This window comes from Acidovorax sp. GW821-FHT09B03 (assembly GCF_059418305.1).
In genome coordinates this window covers 49,854-68,408 of record NZ_JBWKPP010000011.1, presented here as the reverse complement: position 1 = coordinate 68,408, position 18,555 = coordinate 49,854, and the positions used below count along the sequence as shown (strand labels likewise).

The following is an 18,555-nucleotide window of genomic DNA, read 5'->3' as shown; positions in this document are numbered from 1 at the left end:
GGGGTTTTGTTCTGTGTAATCGGGGGTTGCCGGCCTTACTTGGTCAGGACAAAACCCTTGAGCTTGCCAAACGCGCCGTCCACCAGCGCCTTTTGCTGTTCCTGGTGCAGGTGCGAGTAGCCGACGGCAGGCGATGCGGAGGCTGCACGGCCGGAGTAACCCAGCTTCTGGCCATCGAGCATGTTCTCGTGGATGTAGTGCTGCACGAAGAACCAGGCACCCTGGTTCTGTGGCTCGTCCTGGCACCACACCACGTCCGTGGCGTTGGGGAAGCGCTTGAGTTCGTTGGCGAACGCCTTGTGCGGGAAGGGGTAGAGCTGCTCGACGCGGATGATGGCCACGTCGTCGTCTTCGCGCTCGGTGCGCTTCTTGACCAGGTCGTAGTAGACCTTGCCCGAGCAGGCGATCACGCGCTTGACCTTGGCGGCCTTCTTCACGATGGCTTCGTCCTGCTCCGGGATCACCGTCTGGAAGCTGCCCTTGGTGAACTCGGACAGCGGCGAGGTGGCGTCCTTGTTGCGCAGCAGCGACTTGGGCGTCATGATGATCAGCGGCTTGCGCAGATCACGCACCATCTGGCGGCGCAGGATGTGGAAGATCTGGCTGGCCGTGGTGGGTTGCACCACCTGCATGTTGGCATCGGCCGACAGCTGCATGAAGCGCTCCAGGCGGGCCGAGCTGTGCTCGGGGCCCTGGCCTTCGTAGCCGTGCGGCAGCATCAGCGTGATGCCGTTGACACGGCCCCATTTGACTTCGCCGGAGGCGATGAACTGGTCGATAACGACCTGCGCGCCGTTGGCGAAGTCGCCGAACTGGGCTTCCCAGATCACCAGGGTGTTCGGGTCGTTCGATGCGTAGCCGTATTCGAAGCCCAGCACCGCCTCTTCGGACAGGATGGAGTCGATCACGACGAACGGAGCCTGGTTCTCGCTCACGTTCTGCAGCGGCACGTAGGTGCCGATGTCCCACTTCTCGCGCTTCTGGTCATGGATGACCGAGTGGCGGTGCGTGAACGTGCCGCGGCCGCAGTCCTCGCCCGACAGGCGCACCGGGAAGCCGCTGGCCACCAGGGAGGCAAACGCCATGTGCTCGCCCATGCCCCAGTCCACGGGGATGTCGCCACGGCCCATGGCGGCGCGGTCGTCGTACACCTTCTTGACCAGCTGGTGCGGCGTCACGCCTTCGGGGATCGTGGTGATCTTTTCGGACAGGCGCTTCCACTCGGCCAGAGGGATGGCGGTGTCGCCCGCGTCGGTCCACTTCTTGCCCAGGAACGGGCTCCAGTCCACGGCGTACTTGCTCTTGAAGTTGGTCAGCACCGGATCGACCGTGTGCTTGCCGGCGTCCATGGCAGCGCGGTAGGCCTTGACCATGTCGTCGCCCAGGGTCTCGCCCAGGCCTTGTGCGGCCAGCTTGTCGGCGTACAGCTTGCGCGTGCCGGGGTGCTGGCCGATCTTCTTGTACATCAGCGGCTGGGTCAGTGCAGGCGTGTCCTGCTCGTTGTGGCCCAGCTTGCGGAAGCAGATGATGTCCACGACCACGTCCTTCTGGAATTCCATGCGGAATTCGAGGGCCAGCTGGGTGGCCAGCACCACGGCTTCGGGATCGTCGCCATTCACGTGCAGCACGGGCGACTCGATCATCTTCACGATGTCGGTGCAGTACAGCGTCGAGCGTGCGTCGCGCGGATCGGAGGTGGTGAAACCGATCTGGTTGTTGATGATGATGTGTACCGTGCCGCCCGTGGAGTAGCCACGGGTCTGGGCCAGCGCCAGGGTTTCCTGGTTCACGCCCTGGCCGGCAAAGGCCGCGTCGCCATGCACCAGCACGGGCAGCACCTGCTTGCCCAGGGGATCCGCGCGGCGGTCCATGCGGGCGCGCACCGAGCCTTCGACCACGGGGTTCACGATTTCCAGGTGCGAGGGGTTGAACGCCAGCGACAGGTGGACCGGGCCGCCGGGGGTGGTCACATCGGAGCTGAAGCCCTGGTGGTACTTCACGTCACCCGAGGGAAGGTCTTCGGGTGCGGTGTGATCGAACTCGGCAAACAGGTCCGCAGGCATCTTGCCCAGGGAGTTGACGAGCACGTTCAGGCGGCCGCGGTGGGCCATGCCGATCACGATTTCCTGCACGCCCTTGGCGCCGGCGGACTGGATCAGCTCGTCCATGGCGGCGATGAAGCTTTCGCCCCCTTCCAGGGAGAAACGCTTCTGGCCGACGTACTTGGTGTGCAGGAAGCGCTCCAGGCCTTCGGCGGCCGTCAGGCGGTCGAGGATCTGCTTTTTCTTCTCGGCACCGAAGCTGGGCTTGCTGCGGATGGTTTCCAGCTTTTCCTGCCACCAGCGCTTCTGGTTCTGGTCGGTGGCGTACATGTACTCGGCACCGATGGAGCCGCAGTAGGTTTCGCGCAGGGCATTGATCAGCTCGCGCAGCGGCAGGGATTCCTTGCCGAAGAACGTGTTGCTGATGTTGAAGACGGTTTCCTGGTCCGCGTCGCTGAAGCCGTAGAACGAGGCTTCGAGTTCGGGGATCGCAGGGCGCTCGGTGCGCTTGAGGGGATCGAGGTCGGCCCAGCGCTGGCCCACGTTGCGGTAGGCAGCGATTAGCTGCTGTACGGCGGTGCGCTTGCGGCCCAGTTCCGAATCGGCACCGGTGGCGACGACGACCTTGGTGCCGCCCTGCTTTGCGCGCTCGGCGAAGGCATTGACGACGGGAAGGTGGGGTACGTCCTTGGCATTGGAGCCATCGACGGCAGGCACGTGCTGCAGTGCGTCGAAGTACTCGCGCCAAGTGTCAGGCACGCTGCCGGGGTTGGCGAGGTAGTTCTCGTACATCTCTTCGACATAGGGCGCATTGCCGCCGAAGAGGTAGGTGTTGCCTTGGTAGGCTTGATAGACGGACGTCGTATCGCTCATATTCCGCTGACCTCCGCTTCCCTGAGGGAAGCATTAGCTGGTTGAGAAACCTTCCGCGACACGGCTGAACCGGTTGGCGGATGCGACTGTGGCTGGGGAAGGGCCTTGGTACGGGCTGCATTGTGCCACTGATCTGCATCAAGGCCCAAAAGCACGAGCCATATGTATCCGGGCCCCATGGAAATGCAGGGCGCCGCAGCACCTCGCGTACATTGCGGGTACACGCGATAGGGCGGGTATACGTTCTCAACAGGTTCCAATGAGCCCCAACACACTCCAAGACAAGACTTTCCTGCTGCTACTGGTGCTGGTCACCGTGGCTTTTGGCGCCATCCTCTGGCAGTTCCACGGTGCGGTGTTCTGGGGCATGGTGCTGGCCATCCTGTTCGCCCCGCTGCACCGCAAGGTGCTGCGGCGCCTGCGCCCGCGCACCAACCTGGCAGCCCTGATCACGCTGGGGCTGTGCCTGGTGATCGTGATCCTGCCGGTAGCCTTCCTCACCGTCTCGCTGGTCCAGGAGGCCACGGCCATCTACGAGCGCACGCGCTCGGGGCAGCTCAATTTCGGCCTGTACTTCCAGCAGGTCATCGCCGCCCTGCCCCAGTGGGCCGTGAACCTGCTCGACCGCTTCAACCTGACCTCGGTGGCGCAGCTCCAGGAGCGGCTGTCGTCCGTGGCCGTACAGGCCAGCCAGTTCATCGCCACCCAGGCGGTCAACATCGGCCAGAACACGCTCGAGTTCCTCGTGGGCTTCGGCATCATGCTGTACCTGCTGTTCTTCTTGCTGCGCGACGGCGCCGCGCTGGGCGCACGCATCGGCCGCGCCATTCCGCTCGAGACCGAGCACAAGCGCCAGCTGGTCACCAAGTTCACCACCGTGATCCGCGCCACCGTCAAGGGCAACATCGTGGTCGCCGCCTCGCAGGGCGCCCTGGGCGGGTTGATCTTCTGGATCCTGGGCATCCAGGGCCCCGTGCTCTGGGGCGTGCTCATGGCTTTTCTGTCGCTGCTGCCCGCCGTGGGCGCTGGCCTCATCTGGCTGCCCGTGGCCATCTACTTCCTGGCCACGGGCGCCGTGTGGCAGGGTGTCGTGCTGATCGCCTACGGCATCGGCGTCATCGGCCTGGTGGACAACATCCTGCGCCCCATCCTGGTCGGCAAGGACACGAAGATGCCCGACTACGTGGTGCTGATCTCCACCCTGGGCGGGTTGGGGCTGTTCGGCCTGACCGGTTTCGTCATCGGGCCGGTGATCGCGGCACTGTTCATGGCGACCTGGGATCTGTTCTCGCCCGAGCCGGCTCAGATTCACCACGATCCGAGCTGATCGAAGCCTGCACCTCATCCGGGAGCACTCGTTGGCAGCCGCTCGCAACGCAATTTTCCTGATCGCAGGCGCATGGTTTGCTGGCGGCCTTGCATTTGCGCAAGCTCCCACCTGCAAAGGCCACACGACCTACCAGGGAGGTGCACTGTATTCAGATGGCGGCTCGGTCGAAGTCTGGTTGCAGCGCCCCTGCAAGGAAGGCGTCACCACCCTGGCAGTGAAGCGCAGCCTGACCGGCGAGATCTATCCGCTGACAGTCGATGGACGGGTGCTGTCCAACGGGTCCAAGGAAGAGTCGGCGCAATTGCGGGAGCTCGATGCCATCGTCACCAGGCGCGCAGGGGCGAAAAGCCTCTCCGAGTTCATGAAGGAGCAGCTCGCCACATTCCTCGAGCTGAGCCCGGAAGACAACTTCATGGCCGCATCGGCCCTGATCCAGAGCAGTTGCGGCTCGCTCAAAACATTGGCGAAAAATCCAATGCTTTGCCTCAAATACGCAGTAGGCTCCATCCCCTGAAGCCCGTGCCGGACCGCTGGGCGGGGCCCACCAGGTTCACATCACCCGCACCCCCAGCTCGCTCACCAGCGCCGCCGCCTGGTCCTGCGAGATCACGGCACCCTTGAAGAACTGCGCCACATTGGCGATGCGCAGCCCCGCCAGGTCCACCGCGCGCAGGTCGGCGCCGTCGAAACGGGCGTTCTTGAGGTTGGCATCGCGCAGGCTGCCGCCCTCGAAGACGGCATCGCGAAAATCGCAGCCGCCCAGGTCGGCATCACCCATGTCCAGCTGGCCGATGGTCTGCTTCCTGAACGACATGCCGCGCAGGTCCGCGCCCACCAGCAGCGAGTCGTGAAAACTCAGGCCCAGCGTGTGGGCCTCGCGAAAGCTCGCGCCGGTGAGCTTGACCTCGGCGAACACCGTGGAGCCCAGCTTGCTGCGCACCCAGCTGGTGTTGTTCAGGTCGCAGCGGTACCAGCGCGCGTCGGTCAGGTCTGCCAGCTGGAAGTTGGCCAGCCCCGCCCGGCAACCCAGCCAGCGGCTGTCGGCAAGGTTGGATTTCTCGAACGAGGCCTCGGCCAGCGTGCACTCGGTGAACTGCGCCCCGCGCAGCTCCAGCCGCGACAGGTCCACCCCCTCGAAATCGCATTGCTCGAAGTGCAGCGGGCCAGTGCCCCGCTCCAGCAGCGCCAGCACATCGGCCCGTGACAGGGTTTGGCCGGTGATGGGCACCACCGCAGGCGCGGCGGCAGCGGACGAAGAGCAGGCGTAGGAAGCGGTCATGGCGGCACCAGAAAATCAGCGAGGGAGAGAGGGAGCGGGCTCAGTGGCCAACGCTCTTGGAAAACAGGTTCACGACCAGCACGCCCGCAATGATCAGGCCCAGGCCGATCACGGCCGGCAGGTCGAGCTTTTGCCCATAGACCACCCAGCCCACGGCCGAGATCAGCACGATGCCCACGCCCGACCAGATGGCATAGGCAATGCCGACCGGCAGGGTCTTGAGCGTGAGCGACAGCAGGTAGAACGACAGGCTGTAGGTGACGACCGTGATGGCGCAGGGCCCGAGGCGCGTGAAACCCTCGGAAGCCTTGAGCGCCGAGGTGCCGATGACTTCGGAGACGATGGCAATGCCGAGCAACAGGTAGGCGGTGGTGAGATTCATGGGTACTCGCTTTTGAACACGGGAGTCAGTGGCACAGGTCCAGCAGGGTCTTGAGGATGCGGGCCTTGCGCGCCTCGTCCATTGGGTACACATCGAGCATCTGGCTGAACCAGTAGCCGTCGGCCGCCATGCGGCAGGCCAGCAGGCGGTCGGCTGTTCGAGGGTCGTCGCCATCATGCGCCAGGGCGGCCTGCATCGTGGCGCTCCACTGCGCACGGCAATGGGGCATGGTCAGCGCCAGCAGGCCGATGGCGCGCTGGGCCTCCACCCGGTTGCAATCGGTGCCCTCGTCGAACGCCGTGCGGATGTAGGCGCGGGCATGCCGGCCCGGCCTGCCCTCCTCTTCCTGCGCCAATGTCTGGGCATAGCCCTGCTGGAACTCCTCGAACAACTGGTCGCTCAAGGCATCGAGCAGCGCCTGCTTGCTGCGAAAGTGGTGCTGCAGCCCGCCCTTGGTCACGCCGGCCCGGGCCGACACGGCGTCAAGCGTGACGGCATGGGTCCCCTCGCTGACGAGCAGCCCGCGCACGACCGCCAGCAACTGGCCGCGAACCAGTTCGGGGTGCTTCTGGCGGCGGTGGGCTTCGGTCATGGCAAAACAAACCATCTGGATGGAATGTTTAGTATAGCGCATCGCCATGCACTGGAAGCTTGCCGGCCCGACAGACCGGGCCGGCATGTCCTCCCGCTTCAGCTATTGACCTGCGCCCACAGCTTCTCCAGGCGCTTGACGCTCACCGGCTGCGGCGTGCGCAGCTCCTGCGCAAAGAAGCTCACGCGCAGCTCCTCCAGCAGCCAGCGCAGCTCCTGCATGCGGCTGTCGACCTGGCCCTTGCGCTCGGCCACCAGGCGCCAGTAGCGCTGCTCCTGCGGGCGCAGCTCGGCCAGCTTGGCGGCGTCGCGCGCGGGGTCGGCCCGGTACTTGTCCAGGCGCAGGGTAATGGCCTTGAGGTAGCGCGCGTAGTGGGCCAGCTGCGTCCAGGGGGCGATGGCGATGAAGTTCTTGGGCATCAGCCGGGCCAGTTGCTGCTGGGCGTCCTGCGTGGCCTCGGGGGCGTTCTTGGTGTCCTTGATCTTGCGCGCGGCGGCCGCGAACTCGATGAGAATGGTGCCCGCCAGCCGCGCGACCTCGTTGGCGATCAGGGTCAGGCGGCCCCTGCCCTCCTCCAGCCGGCGCTTGAAGGCGAACTCGTCGGTGGGCAGCGGGTCGAGCAGAAAGGCGCGGTCCAGCGCCACGTCGATGACCTGGTTGCGCAGTTCCTCCTGCGTGCCGCCGCCCGTGCCGTCGGCGTTGCGCCCCACCTGCATATAGGCCACGGCCATCTTCTGCAGGTCGGGGATGTTCTTTTCGAGGTACTTGAGCGCGTCCTTGATCTGCAGCGCAAACAGGCGGCGCAGGCCGGCACGGTGCTTGGCGGCCGCCACCTCGGGCTCGTCGAAGACCTCGATGCTGACGGCGTCGCCACCGTCGATCAGCGCCGGAAAACCGATCAGCGTCTGCCCGGCCTTCCTGATCTCCATCAGCTCGGGCAGCTCGCCAAAGGTCCAGGCGGTATAGCGCTGGCCGGCCGGAGCGGCAGGCTTGGCGGCGGGCTGGTTCGATGGTGCGGGCACCGTCCCCTTGGCGGCACCGGGTTTGCCAGCGGCGGGGGCAGCAGCGGGCGCGGGCGCCTCGGCTGGCGGTGCAGCGCCACTGCCGGCCGCCAGCTTGAGCCCGGCCAGCGCCTGGAAGGCGCCGCGCGCCTTGGCGCCCCACTCGGCCTTCAGCGCCCCAAGGTTGCGGCCATGGCCGAGCTGGCGGCCATGCTCGTCCACCACGCGGAAGTTCATGAACAGGTGCGGGCTGAGCATGTCGAGCTTGAAGTCGGCGCGCTTCACGTCCAGCGAGGTCTCGTCGCGCACCTGCTTGAGCAGCACCTCGGTCAGGCTGCCCAGGCCGAAGCGCTCGGGTGTGCCCAGCAGGCCCGCCAGGCGGGTGGCGTTCTCGGGCAGCGGCACGAAGCGGCTGCGCGGGCGCTGGTGCAGGCTCTTGAGCAGGGCCTGGATCTTGTCCTTGAGCATGCCGGGCACCAGCCACTCACAGCGCTCGTCGTTCACCTGGTTGAGCACGAACAGCGGAATGGTCACGGTGATGCCGTCGCGCGCATCGCCGGGCTCGTGCAGGTAGGTAGCGGCGCAATCCACCCCGCCCAGGCGCACCGTCTTGGGAAAGGCGTTGCTGGTGATGCCCGCCGCCTCGTGGCGCATGAGCTCTTCGCGCGTGAGCTTGAGCAGCTCGGGCTGCTGGCGCGATGCCTCGCGGTACCAGGCCTCGAAGCCATGGCCGCTGCACACGTCGGGCGGCAGCTGCTGGTCGTAGAAGGCATAGATCAGTTCGTCGTCCACCAGCACGTCCTGGCGGCGCGACTTGTGTTCCAGCTCTTCGACCTTGGCGATCAGCTTCTGGTTGGCGGCCAGGAAGGGCAGCTTGCTCTCCCAGTTGCCGCCCACCAGCGCCTCGCGGATGAAGATCTCGCGCGCGGCATGCGGGTCGATCTTGCCGAAGTTGATGCGCCGGCCGCTGTAAATCACGATGCCATAGAGCGTGGCACGCTCCAGCGCCGTGACCTCGGCCGACTTCTTCTCCCAGTGCGGGTCAAGCAGTTGCTTGCGCAGCAGGTGGCCGCCCACCTGCTCGAGCCACTGCGGCTCGATGGCGGCGATGCCGCGGCCGAACAGGCGCGTGGTCTCCACCAGCTCGGCCGCCACGATCCAGCGGCCCGGCTTCTTGGACAGGTGGGCACCGGGGTGCTTGTAGAACTTGATGCCGCGTGCGCCCAGGTACCAGTCCTCCTCTTCGCCCTTGGCGCCGATGTTGCCCAGCAGGCCTGCCAGCATGGACAGGTGCAGCTGCTCATAGCTCGCGGGCTGGCTGTTGATGGCCCACTTGTGCTCGGTCACCACGGTGAGCAGCTGGGTATGGATGTCGCGCCACTCGCGCAGCCGGCGGATGCTGATGAAGTTCTGGCGCAGCAGTTGCTCGTACTGGCGATTGCTCAGCTTGTGCGTGGGCGCATGTGCCTGCGCATCCACCACGGCGGGCGCGGGGGCGACCGCCGCCACCGAGCGCTGTGCCACGGGCAGGAAGGCCTGCGAGGGTGCGCGCTGGTTCGCCATGGCCTTCTGCGCGCGGGCCGATGGCAGCGAGGGCGCACCGCCTCGGGCCTCGTTGATCCACTTCCACAGCTTGAGGTAGCCGCTGAACTCGCTTTTCTCGTCGTCGAACTTGGCGTGCGCCTGGTCGGCCTGTTGCTGGGCTTCCAGCGGGCGGTCGCGCACGTCCTGCACGCTGAGCGCACTGGCGATGATGAGCACCTCGTCCAGTGCCTTGCGGTCGCGCGCCTCCAGGATCATGCGGCCCACGCGCGGGTCGAGCGGCAGGCGCGACAGCTCCACGCCCATGGGCGTGAGCTCGTTGGCCTCGTCCACCGCGCCCAGCTCGCCCAGCAGCTGGTAGCCGTCGGCAATCGCGCGGCCCGAGGGCGCCTCGATGAAGGGGAACTGCACCACGTCACCGAGGTGCAGCGACTTCATGCGCAGGATGACGCCGGCCAGCGAGCTGCGCAGGATTTCCGGGTCGGTGAAGCGCGGGCGGCCGTTGAAGTCGGCCTCGTCGTACAGGCGAATGCAGATGCCATTGGCCACCCGGCCGCAGCGGCCCGCGCGCTGGTTGGCGGCGGCCTGGCTGATGGGCTCCACCAGCAGCTGCTCCACCTTGCTGCGAAAGCTGTAGCGCTTGACGCGGGCCGTGCCCGCGTCGATCACGTAGCGGATGCCCGGCACTGTGAGCGAGGTCTCGGCCACGTTGGTGGCCAGCACCAGGCGGCGGCCGGTGTGGCCGTCGAAGATGCGGTCCTGCTCGGCCTGCGACAGGCGCGCGAACAGGGGCAGCACCTCGGCATTGCGCATCACGGGCTGGTGCGCCAGGTGCTTGCGCAGGTGATCCGCGGCCTCGCGGATCTCGCGCTCGCCGGGCAGAAAGATCAGGATGTCGCCCGCCGCATTGCCCTGCCAGAGTTCGTCCACACCATCGGCAATGGCTTCGTTGAGGCCGTAGTCGCGCGTGTCCTCGAACGGCCGCCAGCGCTGCTCCACCGGAAAGGTACGGCCGGAGACATAGATGATCGGCGCCGGCCCCTTGGCCGACTCGAAGTGCTTGGCAAAGCGGTCCGCATCGATGGTCGCCGAGGTCACCACCACCTTGAGGTCCGGCCGGCGCGGCAGGATCTGGCGGATGTAGCCCAGCAGGAAGTCGATGTTCAGGCTGCGCTCGTGCGCCTCGTCGATGATGATGGTGTCGTAGGCCTTGAGCAGCGGGTCGGTCTGCGTCTCAGCCAGCAGGATGCCGTCGGTCATGAGCTTGACGGACGCATCGCGCGACAGCCGGTCCTGGAAACGCACCTTGAAGCCGACCACGTCGCCCAGCGGCGTCTTGAGCTCCTCGGCGATGCGCTTGGCCACGCTGCTGGCCGCGATGCGGCGCGGCTGGGTGTGGCCGATCAGCTGGCCCTTCTGGCCTGCGGGCGCATTGCACTTGCCCCGGCCCAGGGCCAGCGCGATCTTGGGCAGCTGCGTGGTCTTGCCCGAGCCGGTTTCGCCGCAGACGATGACGACCTGGTGTTTGCGGATGGCCTCCATGATCTCGTCGCGCTTGCCCGAGACGGGCAGGGATTCGGGGAACTCGATGTGCAGCTTGGCAGGGAGCCTGGCGGGAGGGACGGGCTGGGAAAGGGGAGGCGTGGAGTCGGTCATGAAGCCCGCATTATCCGAGGCTGGGCGTTGGCCTTGTGCAACACCGGCCATGCGCAAGCGGCCAGGGGGTACGCGGCCACCCCGTCGGGTCGCTATTTCTGTGTGAAACGACCGCCGGACCGGGCGATTTTCAGGATGTAATCACCCCATCACCCACCGGCCCTGTCGTCCCGCCGCGCGCCCCCTTCCCTATCCAGAATGCCTCCGCAGACATCTGCCTCCCCGCCCTCCCTGGACGAACGCCTGCCCACGCCATCGCGCCGCGAATGGCTGGCATGGACCGGCACCGCGGCACTTGCCCCCTGGTTGCCCGGTTGCGGCGGCAGCAGCGCCCCCGCGCCCAACCTGGAGGCCACCATGGCCTGGGGGCGCCGCCAGATCCGCCAGGCCATGCAGGCCAGCGAGGCACGGGCCGCCTCGATCGCCATGATGTACGGCGACCGCATCGTCTGGCAGGAGGCCTTCGGGGTGCTGCGCGATACCTCTGCCAACCCTGCCACCCCGGCCGCCCCCGCCACGCCGGAAACGCGGTTCAACGTCGGCTCGGTCAGCAAGGTGCTCGCGGCGCTGGCCGTCATGATCCTCGTCGACCGCCAGCTGGTGCAGCTCGATGCGCCGGTGGTGCGCTACCTGCCGCAGTTCAGCATGCTCTCGCCCGGCTACCGCGACATCACGGTGCGGCATTTGCTGAGCCACGCCTCGGGGCTGCCCGGCACCTACCTGCGCAACATGTTCGCCTTTGCCCCGCTGCCAGGCTATGCGGCCGGGCTCGAAGCCGCGCTGGCCGACATGCACCTCAAGCACGCCCCCGGGGCCATGGCGGTCTACTGCAACGATGGCTTCACCCTCATCGAGCGCATCGTGCAGGCCGTCACGGGCCAGAGCTACCCCGCATTCGTGCAGGCCGCCATCCTCACCCCGCTCAGCATGGGCCGCTCGGGCTTCACGCTGCAGCCCCTGCCCGAAGGCAGCTTCGCGCCGGGGTACATCGGCCAGGCCCGGCAAGGCCAGGAGTTCGTGATGGGCTATGCCACAAGCGGGCTGTGCACCACGCCCGGCGACATGATGCGGCTGGCCGCCCTGCTGATCCAGGGTGGGGAGCAGGATGGCCAGCGCGTGGTCTCCAAAGCCGGCGTGCTGGAGATGGGCCGCGACCAGAACCGGGGCATGCGCATCGACCTCGCCCCCGACTGGCACTGGGGCCTGGGCTGGGACAGCACGCAGCAGCCGGGCCTGGACGCCGCCGGCGTGCGGGCCTGGCAAAAGAGCGGCAGCACGGTGTTCTGCGCGAGCGACTTCTATGTGCTGCCCCAGGCCGGCATGGCGCTGCTGCTCACGGGCAACGCGCCGGGCTTTCGCCCCGGCCCCATCGCCGAAGGCATCCTGCTGCGGGCCTTGCAGGAAACCGGCCAGCTGCAGGCCCTGCCCTCCAAGGTGAATGCCGTCGCCCCTTCGCTGGCCACCTCATCCACCACCGATGTCGATGCCGTGCTCGGCATCTACGGGCGTGCGTCCAAGCCGCTGAAGGTGGCCTCGCCCGACAGCCAGCAGATCGACCTCTTTGTGTGGTCCGCCGCGCTCAAGGACTGGGAACCGCTGTGCGAGGGCCTGCGCCTGCGCAGCGATGGCTGGTGGTGGTCCGATGCCAGGCCCGGCACGCACTACCGCTGGGAAGAGGCCGATGGCCGGCGCTACCTGCTGTCGCGCGAGCCGGCCCGTGCCGGCCACTACTGGGTCACCACGCCCATGGCACAGCAGATGCCGCGCGCGGCCGCCCCGCTGCCCGCCGCCTGGGCCGACCGCCTGGACAGCACCTGGATCCAGGCCAACGAAGCGCCGGAATCGATCCTGCTGGCCGCCGGCGCCATGGCCACCGCCACCCTGCGGGAGCTGCCCGAGCTGCGCGGCTACCTGTTCTGGGACGACCGCCAGTTCCTGCTCCCCCTGTCGGCGGACCGTGCCGGCATGGCGGTGCGGGTGCCCCTGCACGAAGGCCGCGACCTGGTCGAGCTGGTCGTGCGCACGCAGGACCAGCAGGAATGGCTGCACGCGGCGGGCTGGGTCTACCGCCAGGGCGATTGACCTGGCACGCGCGGCCACTGTTCCTTTCACGCGACAGTCAGCCGCTTTCGCCACGGCACCCGCTTGCCACGCGCTGCGCGGCTCGCCACAATGGCGCCTTCTTTCAGCAACGCATGGCCATGTCGGCCACCGCTGAGAGCCCTGGAGGTCACCGCTATGTTTGTTCCCTTGTTCGCTCCTGCCTGACCACAGTCCACCGCCCCGGCTGGACTGTGCATTCACGAGTCCAGCCACGGCAAACAAGCGCACCTTGCACCCAGTGCAGCGCTCCACAAGCCCTGGCTACCTTGCCGGGGTTTTTTGTTTGTGGAGTGCACATGAGTGCCCAAAAATTGTCCCGCGCCTACGCCCAGGGTGAAATCAAGAAGCTGCGCCGCATGAAGCAGCCCCTGGTGCTGAAGCTCGAAGCCTCGGGCCCGCCCCGAAATCCTGTGGCCACCGCGCTGGCCCAGCGCAGCCTGTCCAGCGCGGCAGGCAAGCACATACGCAGCCGCGGGGCCCAGCGCCGCGCGGACAACGTCGCCCTGCGCAAGGCGACCCAAGGCAAGCTACAAAGCGATTGATTGACCGATATGAATCCCTTCACCAATGACGTGCCGCCGCAGCCGCGGCACACCCTGCACCCCACCGCGGCCCTGGCCGCGGGCGGCGTGCCTGCCAGCACCGCACCCACTGTGCCCGCCGCACCGGCACCCGTGCACGCCCATGGCGACGCGGCGCCCGCCGCCGTGAGCGCGGCACAGCTGGCCGTGCGCCAGCAGGCGCTGGCCCAGGCGGCCGTGCAGCTCAAGGCCGAGCTGTTCGGCATCGACGACGTGATCGACCGCGTGATCGATGCCGTGCGCGCCTGGTACGTGCTGCCCCAGCTCATCAGCCGCCCGGTCATCGTCTGCCTGTGGGGCCTCACGGGCACGGGCAAGACCCAGCTCACGCGGCGCCTGGCGCAGCTTCTAGGCTACTACGACCGCTTCGTGGAAGTGCAGATGGACGGCTTCAGCCACGGCGCCAGCTACCGCAGCTCCACCATCTCGGGCATGCTGGGCGACTCGGGCATCACCGAGGGTGCGCCCGGCATCCTGGTGCTCGACGAGTTCCAGCGTTTTCGCACCATGGACCGCAAGGGCGAGGACGTGAAGGTCGAGCGCTACCAGGACGTGTGGACTCTGCTCTCCGACGGGCGCCTGCCGCCCGCGCTGAGCGCGCTGTCCAACATCGAGCGCAAGCTGGCCGACGCCCATTACGAGGCCGAGCGCGCCGAGGACGGCGACGACGACGCGCGCGCAGGCAAGGCGCCCTACCGCTTCCAGCTCGACGCCTGGGATGCGCAGGAGCTCAAGCGCATGCTCAAGCTGCAGGAGCCGCTGGCCGAGATCATGCAGTGGCCGCCGGCCAAGGTGCAGGCACTGTTCACGCGCTTCCAGCAGTCGCACCACTCCTGGGAGACCGATTACAGCAAGCTCCTGGTCTTCGTCTGCGGCAACCTCGACGAGATGTACCACGAGACCGCCCAGCGCGTGGAGGACTGCGATACCGACGCCGACATCTTCCACCGCCTCACGCGCAAGCTCTCGCTGATCGACGTGAAGAAGGCCCTGGGCGAGCGCTTCAAGCCCGAACAGATCGCGCGCCTGGGCAACGAGCACGTGATCTACCCCTCGTTCAGCAAGGCCACCTACGAGCAACTCATCCGCAACCTGTGCGCGCGCTACGTGGACGACATCGCCGCACAGTGCGGCGTGCGCTTCGCCATCGGGCAGGACGTGCTCGACGAGCTGTATGCCAACGCCGTCTTCCCGGCGCAGGGCACGCGGCCGCTGTTCTCGTCGGTGCATGCCATCCTGAGCGCCAACCTGGTCAACGCCGCGCTGTGGGTCATGCAGGAGCAACTGCCGCTGGCGCAGGAGTTCGCCATCGGCCTGGCTGCGGACAAGCGCCACCTGCGGGTGCAGGGCCTGGGGCCGCAGGGATCGGCAGAGACCCGCTTTCCGGTGGTGCTGGAACTCAACCGGCTCAAGCAGCGCGCCAACGCCGACTTCCGCGCCCTGCTGGCGGTGCACGAGGCCGGCCACGGCCTGGCGTACTGCGTGCTGTTCGGCCATGCGCCGCAGGAGGTGAAGATCAACATCGCCTCTTTCGAGGGCGGGTACAACAGCTTCTCCAGCCTCAAGGCCACCACCCGGCAAAACGCGCTGGACATGATGTGCGTGGGCCTGGCCGGCCGCGTGGCCGAGGAGCTGGTGTTCGGCGAGATGGCCTGCACCACCGGCGCCGAGCAGGACTACAAGCAGGTGACGGCCGAGGCCGCGCGCTACATCCGCCACCACGGCTTCGGCGCACGCCTGGCGCGCACCGACGTCACGGTGGAGATGGACAACCACGTCAACACCGACATCGGCCCGAGCAACGAGGCCATCGAGGCACTGATGCAGGAGCAGTACCGGCGCGCGCAGGTGCTGCTGCAGACCCACCGCGAAGCCCTGGGCCGCACGGTGGACGCGCTGCTGCGCCAGGGCACCATCGCCCCGGTGGAGATGGTGGCCCTGCTCCGGGACTGCGGCATTGCACTGGCAGCACCGGCGGCAGTCGGCCTGCCCGACGAAGGCCTGGTGCTGGAGCCGTTTGCAGCCAAACTGGGAGCGTTCCGCAGGGGCGTGTGAGGCGCCTTGCAGCATGGGGCGGGGTACGCCCTTATGATGCGCGCCTGCCGATACTCTTATTACACCGGTCGCCCCACCCCTCGCTGCCCATGTCCGCCGTCTTCAACTTCACCTTCGTGCCCTGGTTCCGCTCGGTCGCGCCCTACATCCACAAGTTCCGCAACCAGACCTTCGTGATCGGGCTGACGGGTGAAGGCATCGCTGCGGGCAAGCTGCACAGCATTGCGCAGGACCTGGCGCTGATCCAGGCCATGGGCGTGAAGATCGTGCTGGTGCACGGCTTTCGCCCGCAGGTCAACGAGCAGCTGGCCGCCAAGGGGCATGAGGCGAAGTACTCGCATGGCATCCGAATAACAGACTCGGTGGCACTCGACTGCGCGCAGGAGGCCGCGGGCCAGCTGCGCTACGAGATCGAGGCGGCCTTCAGCCAGGGCCTGCCCAACACCCCCATGGCCGGTGCCACGGTGCGCGTGATCTCGGGCAACTTCCTCACGGCACGGCCCGTGGGCATCATGGACGGGGTGGACTTCCAGCACTCGGGGCTGGTGCGCAAGGTGGACGTGGCCGGCATCCAGCGCACGCTGGACATGGGCGCGCTGGTACTGCTCTCGCCGTTCGGCTTCTCGCCCACGGGCGAGGCCTTCAACCTGGGCATGGAAGAAGTGGCCACCAGCGTGGCCATCGAGCTGCGCGCCGACAAGCTGATCTTCCTGACCGAGGTGCCCGGCATCCGCATGCAGCCCGGCGAGCCCGAGGGCGAGGACAACCCCATCGATACCGAGCTGCCGCTGGCAGCGGCCCAGGCGCTGCTGGCCACGCTGCCCACCGCGCAGAACCCCACCGACACCGGCTTTTACCTGCAGCACTGCGTGAAGGCCTGCAAGGCCGGCGTGGAGCGCAGCCACATCCTGCCGTTCGCGGTGGACGGCTCGCTGCTGCTGGAGGTGTACGTGCACGACGGCATCGGCACCATGGTGATCGACGAGAAGCTCGAGGAGCTGCGCGAGGCCACCATCGACGACGTGGGCGGCATCCTGCAGCTGATCGAACCGTTCGAGAAGGACGGCACCCTGGTCAAGCGCGACCGCACCGAGATCGAGCGCGACATCGCCGCCTACACCATCATCGAGCACGATGGCGTGATCTTCGGCTGCGCGGCGCTGTACCCTTACCCCGAAGCCAAGACGGCCGAGATGGCCGCCGTCACCGTGTCGCCGCAGAGCCAGGGCACGGGCGATGGCGAAAAGCTGCTCAAGCGCATCGAGCAGCGCGCCCGCGCCGCGGGGCTGGACAGCATCTTCGTGCTGACCACGCGCACCATGCACTGGTTCATCAAGCGCGGCTTCCAGCCGGTGGACCCCGATTGGCTGCCCGATGCGCGCAAGCGCAAGTACAACTGGGACCGGCGCAGCCAGGTGCTGGTCAAGAAACTCTAGTAACTCTAGTTTTCTCTTTTCTCCGGCGCGTCGAGCTGGTGCCCGATGCGCGGCGCCAGGTGCTGGCGCACATGCTCGGCGATGGCCACCGTGGCATCGCCGCCCAGTTCACCGACCATCTGCCGCGTGACCGCGTAGTGCATGGCCAGCAGGCCGCGCAGCTTCTTGAAGGCGGCCGGGTTGTCGTGGCCGGCCACGTAGCCGTCGTTCGCCAGCACGCGCTCGGCCACGCCGGGCGCGGCCAGCGGTACCTGGCAGACGATGGCCATCTGGTCGACCTCCAGGTCGATCTCCTGCAGCAGCTCTTCCCAATGGGACGCGGTGAATCGCTCTTCGTGGTCCATGCGGTGTTCTCCTCCAGTAGGGCTTGCGGCGCCCGAAAAAGCGCCACATGCACATGGTAAGCTGATTGCTGCACCGCAACAGAATGCCCGTGTCCGCGTTCCCCAGGCCTAGGGGGCGCCACCAGCCGGGCACCCTACTGGGAGCTTTCCATGTCCGACCACGGCAAGGTTTCACACGGCGCGGGCGCTGCGGCACCCCTGCCCGCCGAGCACAGCGTGCCGCTCTTCTGGCCCATGGCGGCCGCCTGGCACCTGGGTGAGCAGGCGCTTGCGCTGATGCAGCGCAGCGCAGACTTCGCCACCGAGGCGGCCGTCATCGACCACCCACCCCAGCCCGAATGGGCCACGCCCAACCAGGTGCGGCTGGAGCTGGCCACCCTGCGGCTGCGCGAGTTCACCGACAGCACGGCCAAGGGCATCCCCATCCTGGTCGATGCGCCCTTTGCAGGGCACAGCTCCACCATTGCGGACTACGCGCCCGGCCAGAGCCTGGTGCAGGTGCTCATGGCCGCCGGTGCGCCGCGCGTGCTGGTCACCGACTGGAAGAGCGCCACGCCGACCATGCGCTATTTCGACATCGACACCTACCTGGCCGAGCTCAACGTGGCGGTGGACGACCTGGGCGGCCAGGTCCACCTGGTCGGCCTGTGCCAGGGCGGCTGGCTGAGCGCCATGTTTGCCGCGCGCTTTCCGGGCAAGGTCAAAAGCCTGGTGCTCGCGGGCTCGCCCATCGACACCGATGCCGGCGACGGCCCGATCAAGCGCCTGGCGCACAGCCTGCCGCTGCAGACCTACCGGGACATGGTTGCCGCAGGCCAGGGCCTCATGCGCGGCAGCCTGATGCTGGCCGGCTGGAAGAACATGCACCCGGCCGAGCAGTACGCCAACAAGTACGCCACGCTGTACCGCAACATCGAGGACAAGAGCCAAGTGGCCCGCACCGAGCAGTTCGAGCGCTGGTACGAGAACCCGGTGGACCTACCCGGCGCCTACTACCTGCAGGCCATCGAACAGCTGTTCAAGGAGAACCGCTTTGCCAAGGGGCATTTTGTCGGGCTGGGCCGCACGCTGGCGCTGCGCGACATCACCATCCCCACCTACCTGCTGGGCGGCGAGGCGGACGACATCACCACGCCCGAGCAGGTGTTCGCCGCCGCCGACCTGATCGGCACGCCCAGGCACGGCATCGCGCGCAAGCTGGTGCCGGGCGGGCACATCGGCCTGTTCATGGGCAGCGGTACGCTCAAGGCGGCCTGGCCGGGCATTGCCGAATGGGTATTGGGCCACCGGTGAGACCTGGCCCTGTACGCTTGTTGCCTACCTCAACTTCCGTGATGGA

The 18,555-nt window shown here is 67.3% G+C and carries 13 protein-coding genes; 7 read left to right on the top strand and 6 right to left on the bottom strand.

Going from position 1 to position 18,555, the window contains the following annotated elements; all coding sequences use genetic code 11:
• Positions 1-35: 35 nt before the first annotated feature.
• Positions 36-2,915: a 2-oxoglutarate dehydrogenase E1 component gene (locus AC07PA_RS19640; RefSeq protein ID WP_494607177.1), complete on the bottom strand. Its 2,880-nt coding sequence runs from the start codon at positions 2,913-2,915 to the stop codon at positions 36-38.
• A gap of 259 nt (positions 2,916-3,174) precedes the next feature.
• Between AC07PA_RS19640 and AC07PA_RS19635 the strand changes: the two genes are divergently transcribed.
• Positions 3,175-4,242, top strand: coding sequence for an AI-2E family transporter (locus AC07PA_RS19635; RefSeq protein WP_494607179.1), 1,068 nt, complete (start codon positions 3,175-3,177; stop codon positions 4,240-4,242).
• 31 nt (positions 4,243-4,273) lie between these two features.
• On the top strand, positions 4,274-4,759 hold the full coding sequence (locus AC07PA_RS19630) for a hypothetical protein (RefSeq protein WP_494607181.1): 486 nt from the start codon (positions 4,274-4,276) through the stop codon (positions 4,757-4,759).
• 36 nt (positions 4,760-4,795) lie between these two features.
• Here the strand turns inward: AC07PA_RS19630 and AC07PA_RS19625 are convergent, their stop codons facing one another.
• The 4 genes from AC07PA_RS19625 to hrpA all read right to left on the bottom strand — a co-directional run bounded on the left by AC07PA_RS19625 (position 4,796) and on the right by hrpA (position 10,697).
• Entirely contained in the window at positions 4,796-5,524 is a 729-nt protein-coding gene (locus AC07PA_RS19625) for a pentapeptide repeat-containing protein (protein WP_007855140.1), read from the bottom strand.
• Between the two features lie 40 nt (positions 5,525-5,564).
• Entirely contained in the window at positions 5,565-5,906 is a 342-nt protein-coding gene (locus AC07PA_RS19620) for an SMR family transporter (protein WP_494607183.1), read from the bottom strand.
• A 25-nt stretch (positions 5,907-5,931) separates the two neighbouring features.
• Positions 5,932-6,498 carry a TetR/AcrR family transcriptional regulator gene (locus AC07PA_RS19615; protein ID WP_494607185.1) on the bottom strand — a complete coding sequence of 189 codons (567 nt, stop codon included), beginning with the start codon at positions 6,496-6,498 and terminating at the stop codon, positions 5,932-5,934.
• A gap of 98 nt (positions 6,499-6,596) precedes the next feature.
• A complete protein-coding gene (gene hrpA / locus AC07PA_RS19610) occupies positions 6,597-10,697 on the bottom strand; it encodes an ATP-dependent RNA helicase HrpA (protein ID WP_494607186.1) in 4,101 nt (1,366 codons plus the stop codon).
• Between the two features lie 198 nt (positions 10,698-10,895).
• Here hrpA and AC07PA_RS19605 point away from each other — a divergent pair, with 198 nt between their 5' ends.
• From AC07PA_RS19605 to argA, 4 genes are all read left to right on the top strand, one after another.
• Positions 10,896-12,779, top strand: coding sequence for a serine hydrolase domain-containing protein (locus AC07PA_RS19605; RefSeq protein WP_494607188.1), 1,884 nt, complete (start codon positions 10,896-10,898; stop codon positions 12,777-12,779).
• A gap of 317 nt (positions 12,780-13,096) precedes the next feature.
• Entirely contained in the window at positions 13,097-13,342 is a 246-nt protein-coding gene (locus AC07PA_RS19600; RefSeq protein ID WP_007855131.1) for a hypothetical protein, read from the top strand.
• 9 nt (positions 13,343-13,351) lie between these two features.
• A complete protein-coding gene (locus AC07PA_RS19595) occupies positions 13,352-15,436 on the top strand; it encodes an AAA family ATPase (RefSeq protein ID WP_494607190.1) in 2,085 nt (694 codons plus the stop codon).
• An 89-nt stretch (positions 15,437-15,525) separates the two neighbouring features.
• Entirely contained in the window at positions 15,526-16,872 is a 1,347-nt protein-coding gene (gene argA, locus AC07PA_RS19590) for an amino-acid N-acetyltransferase (protein WP_494607192.1), read from the top strand.
• Between the two features lie 5 nt (positions 16,873-16,877).
• Here argA and AC07PA_RS19585 read toward each other — a convergent pair whose 3' ends face one another.
• Entirely contained in the window at positions 16,878-17,216 is a 339-nt protein-coding gene (locus AC07PA_RS19585) for a hypothetical protein (RefSeq protein WP_007855128.1), read from the bottom strand.
• A gap of 150 nt (positions 17,217-17,366) precedes the next feature.
• Here AC07PA_RS19585 and AC07PA_RS19580 point away from each other — a divergent pair, with 150 nt between their 5' ends.
• Positions 17,367-18,509: an alpha/beta fold hydrolase gene (locus AC07PA_RS19580; RefSeq protein WP_494607194.1), complete on the top strand. Its 1,143-nt coding sequence runs from the start codon at positions 17,367-17,369 to the stop codon at positions 18,507-18,509.
• The last annotated feature ends 46 nt before the right edge of the window (positions 18,510-18,555 follow it).

Coding starts and splice junctions, on each gene's coding strand:
- AC07PA_RS19640 (WP_494607177.1), bottom strand. CDS start 2,915: ATGAGCGATACGACGTCCGTCTATCAAGCCTACCAAGGCAACACCTAC.
- AC07PA_RS19635 (WP_494607179.1), top strand. CDS start 3,175: ATGAGCCCCAACACACTCCAAGACAAGACTTTCCTGCTGCTACTGGTG.
- AC07PA_RS19625 (WP_007855140.1), bottom strand. CDS start 5,524: ATGACCGCTTCCTACGCCTGCTCTTCGTCCGCTGCCGCCGCGCCTGCG.
- AC07PA_RS19620 (WP_494607183.1), bottom strand. CDS start 5,906: ATGAATCTCACCACCGCCTACCTGTTGCTCGGCATTGCCATCGTCTCC.
- AC07PA_RS19615 (WP_494607185.1), bottom strand. CDS start 6,498: ATGACCGAAGCCCACCGCCGCCAGAAGCACCCCGAACTGGTTCGCGGC.
- hrpA (WP_494607186.1), bottom strand. CDS start 10,697: ATGACCGACTCCACGCCTCCCCTTTCCCAGCCCGTCCCTCCCGCCAGG.
- AC07PA_RS19605 (WP_494607188.1), top strand. CDS start 10,896: ATGCCTCCGCAGACATCTGCCTCCCCGCCCTCCCTGGACGAACGCCTG.
- AC07PA_RS19600 (WP_007855131.1), top strand. CDS start 13,097: ATGAGTGCCCAAAAATTGTCCCGCGCCTACGCCCAGGGTGAAATCAAG.
- AC07PA_RS19595 (WP_494607190.1), top strand. CDS start 13,352: ATGAATCCCTTCACCAATGACGTGCCGCCGCAGCCGCGGCACACCCTG.
- argA (WP_494607192.1), top strand. CDS start 15,526: ATGTCCGCCGTCTTCAACTTCACCTTCGTGCCCTGGTTCCGCTCGGTC.
- AC07PA_RS19585 (WP_007855128.1), bottom strand. CDS start 17,216: ATGGACCACGAAGAGCGATTCACCGCGTCCCATTGGGAAGAGCTGCTG.
- AC07PA_RS19580 (WP_494607194.1), top strand. CDS start 17,367: ATGTCCGACCACGGCAAGGTTTCACACGGCGCGGGCGCTGCGGCACCC.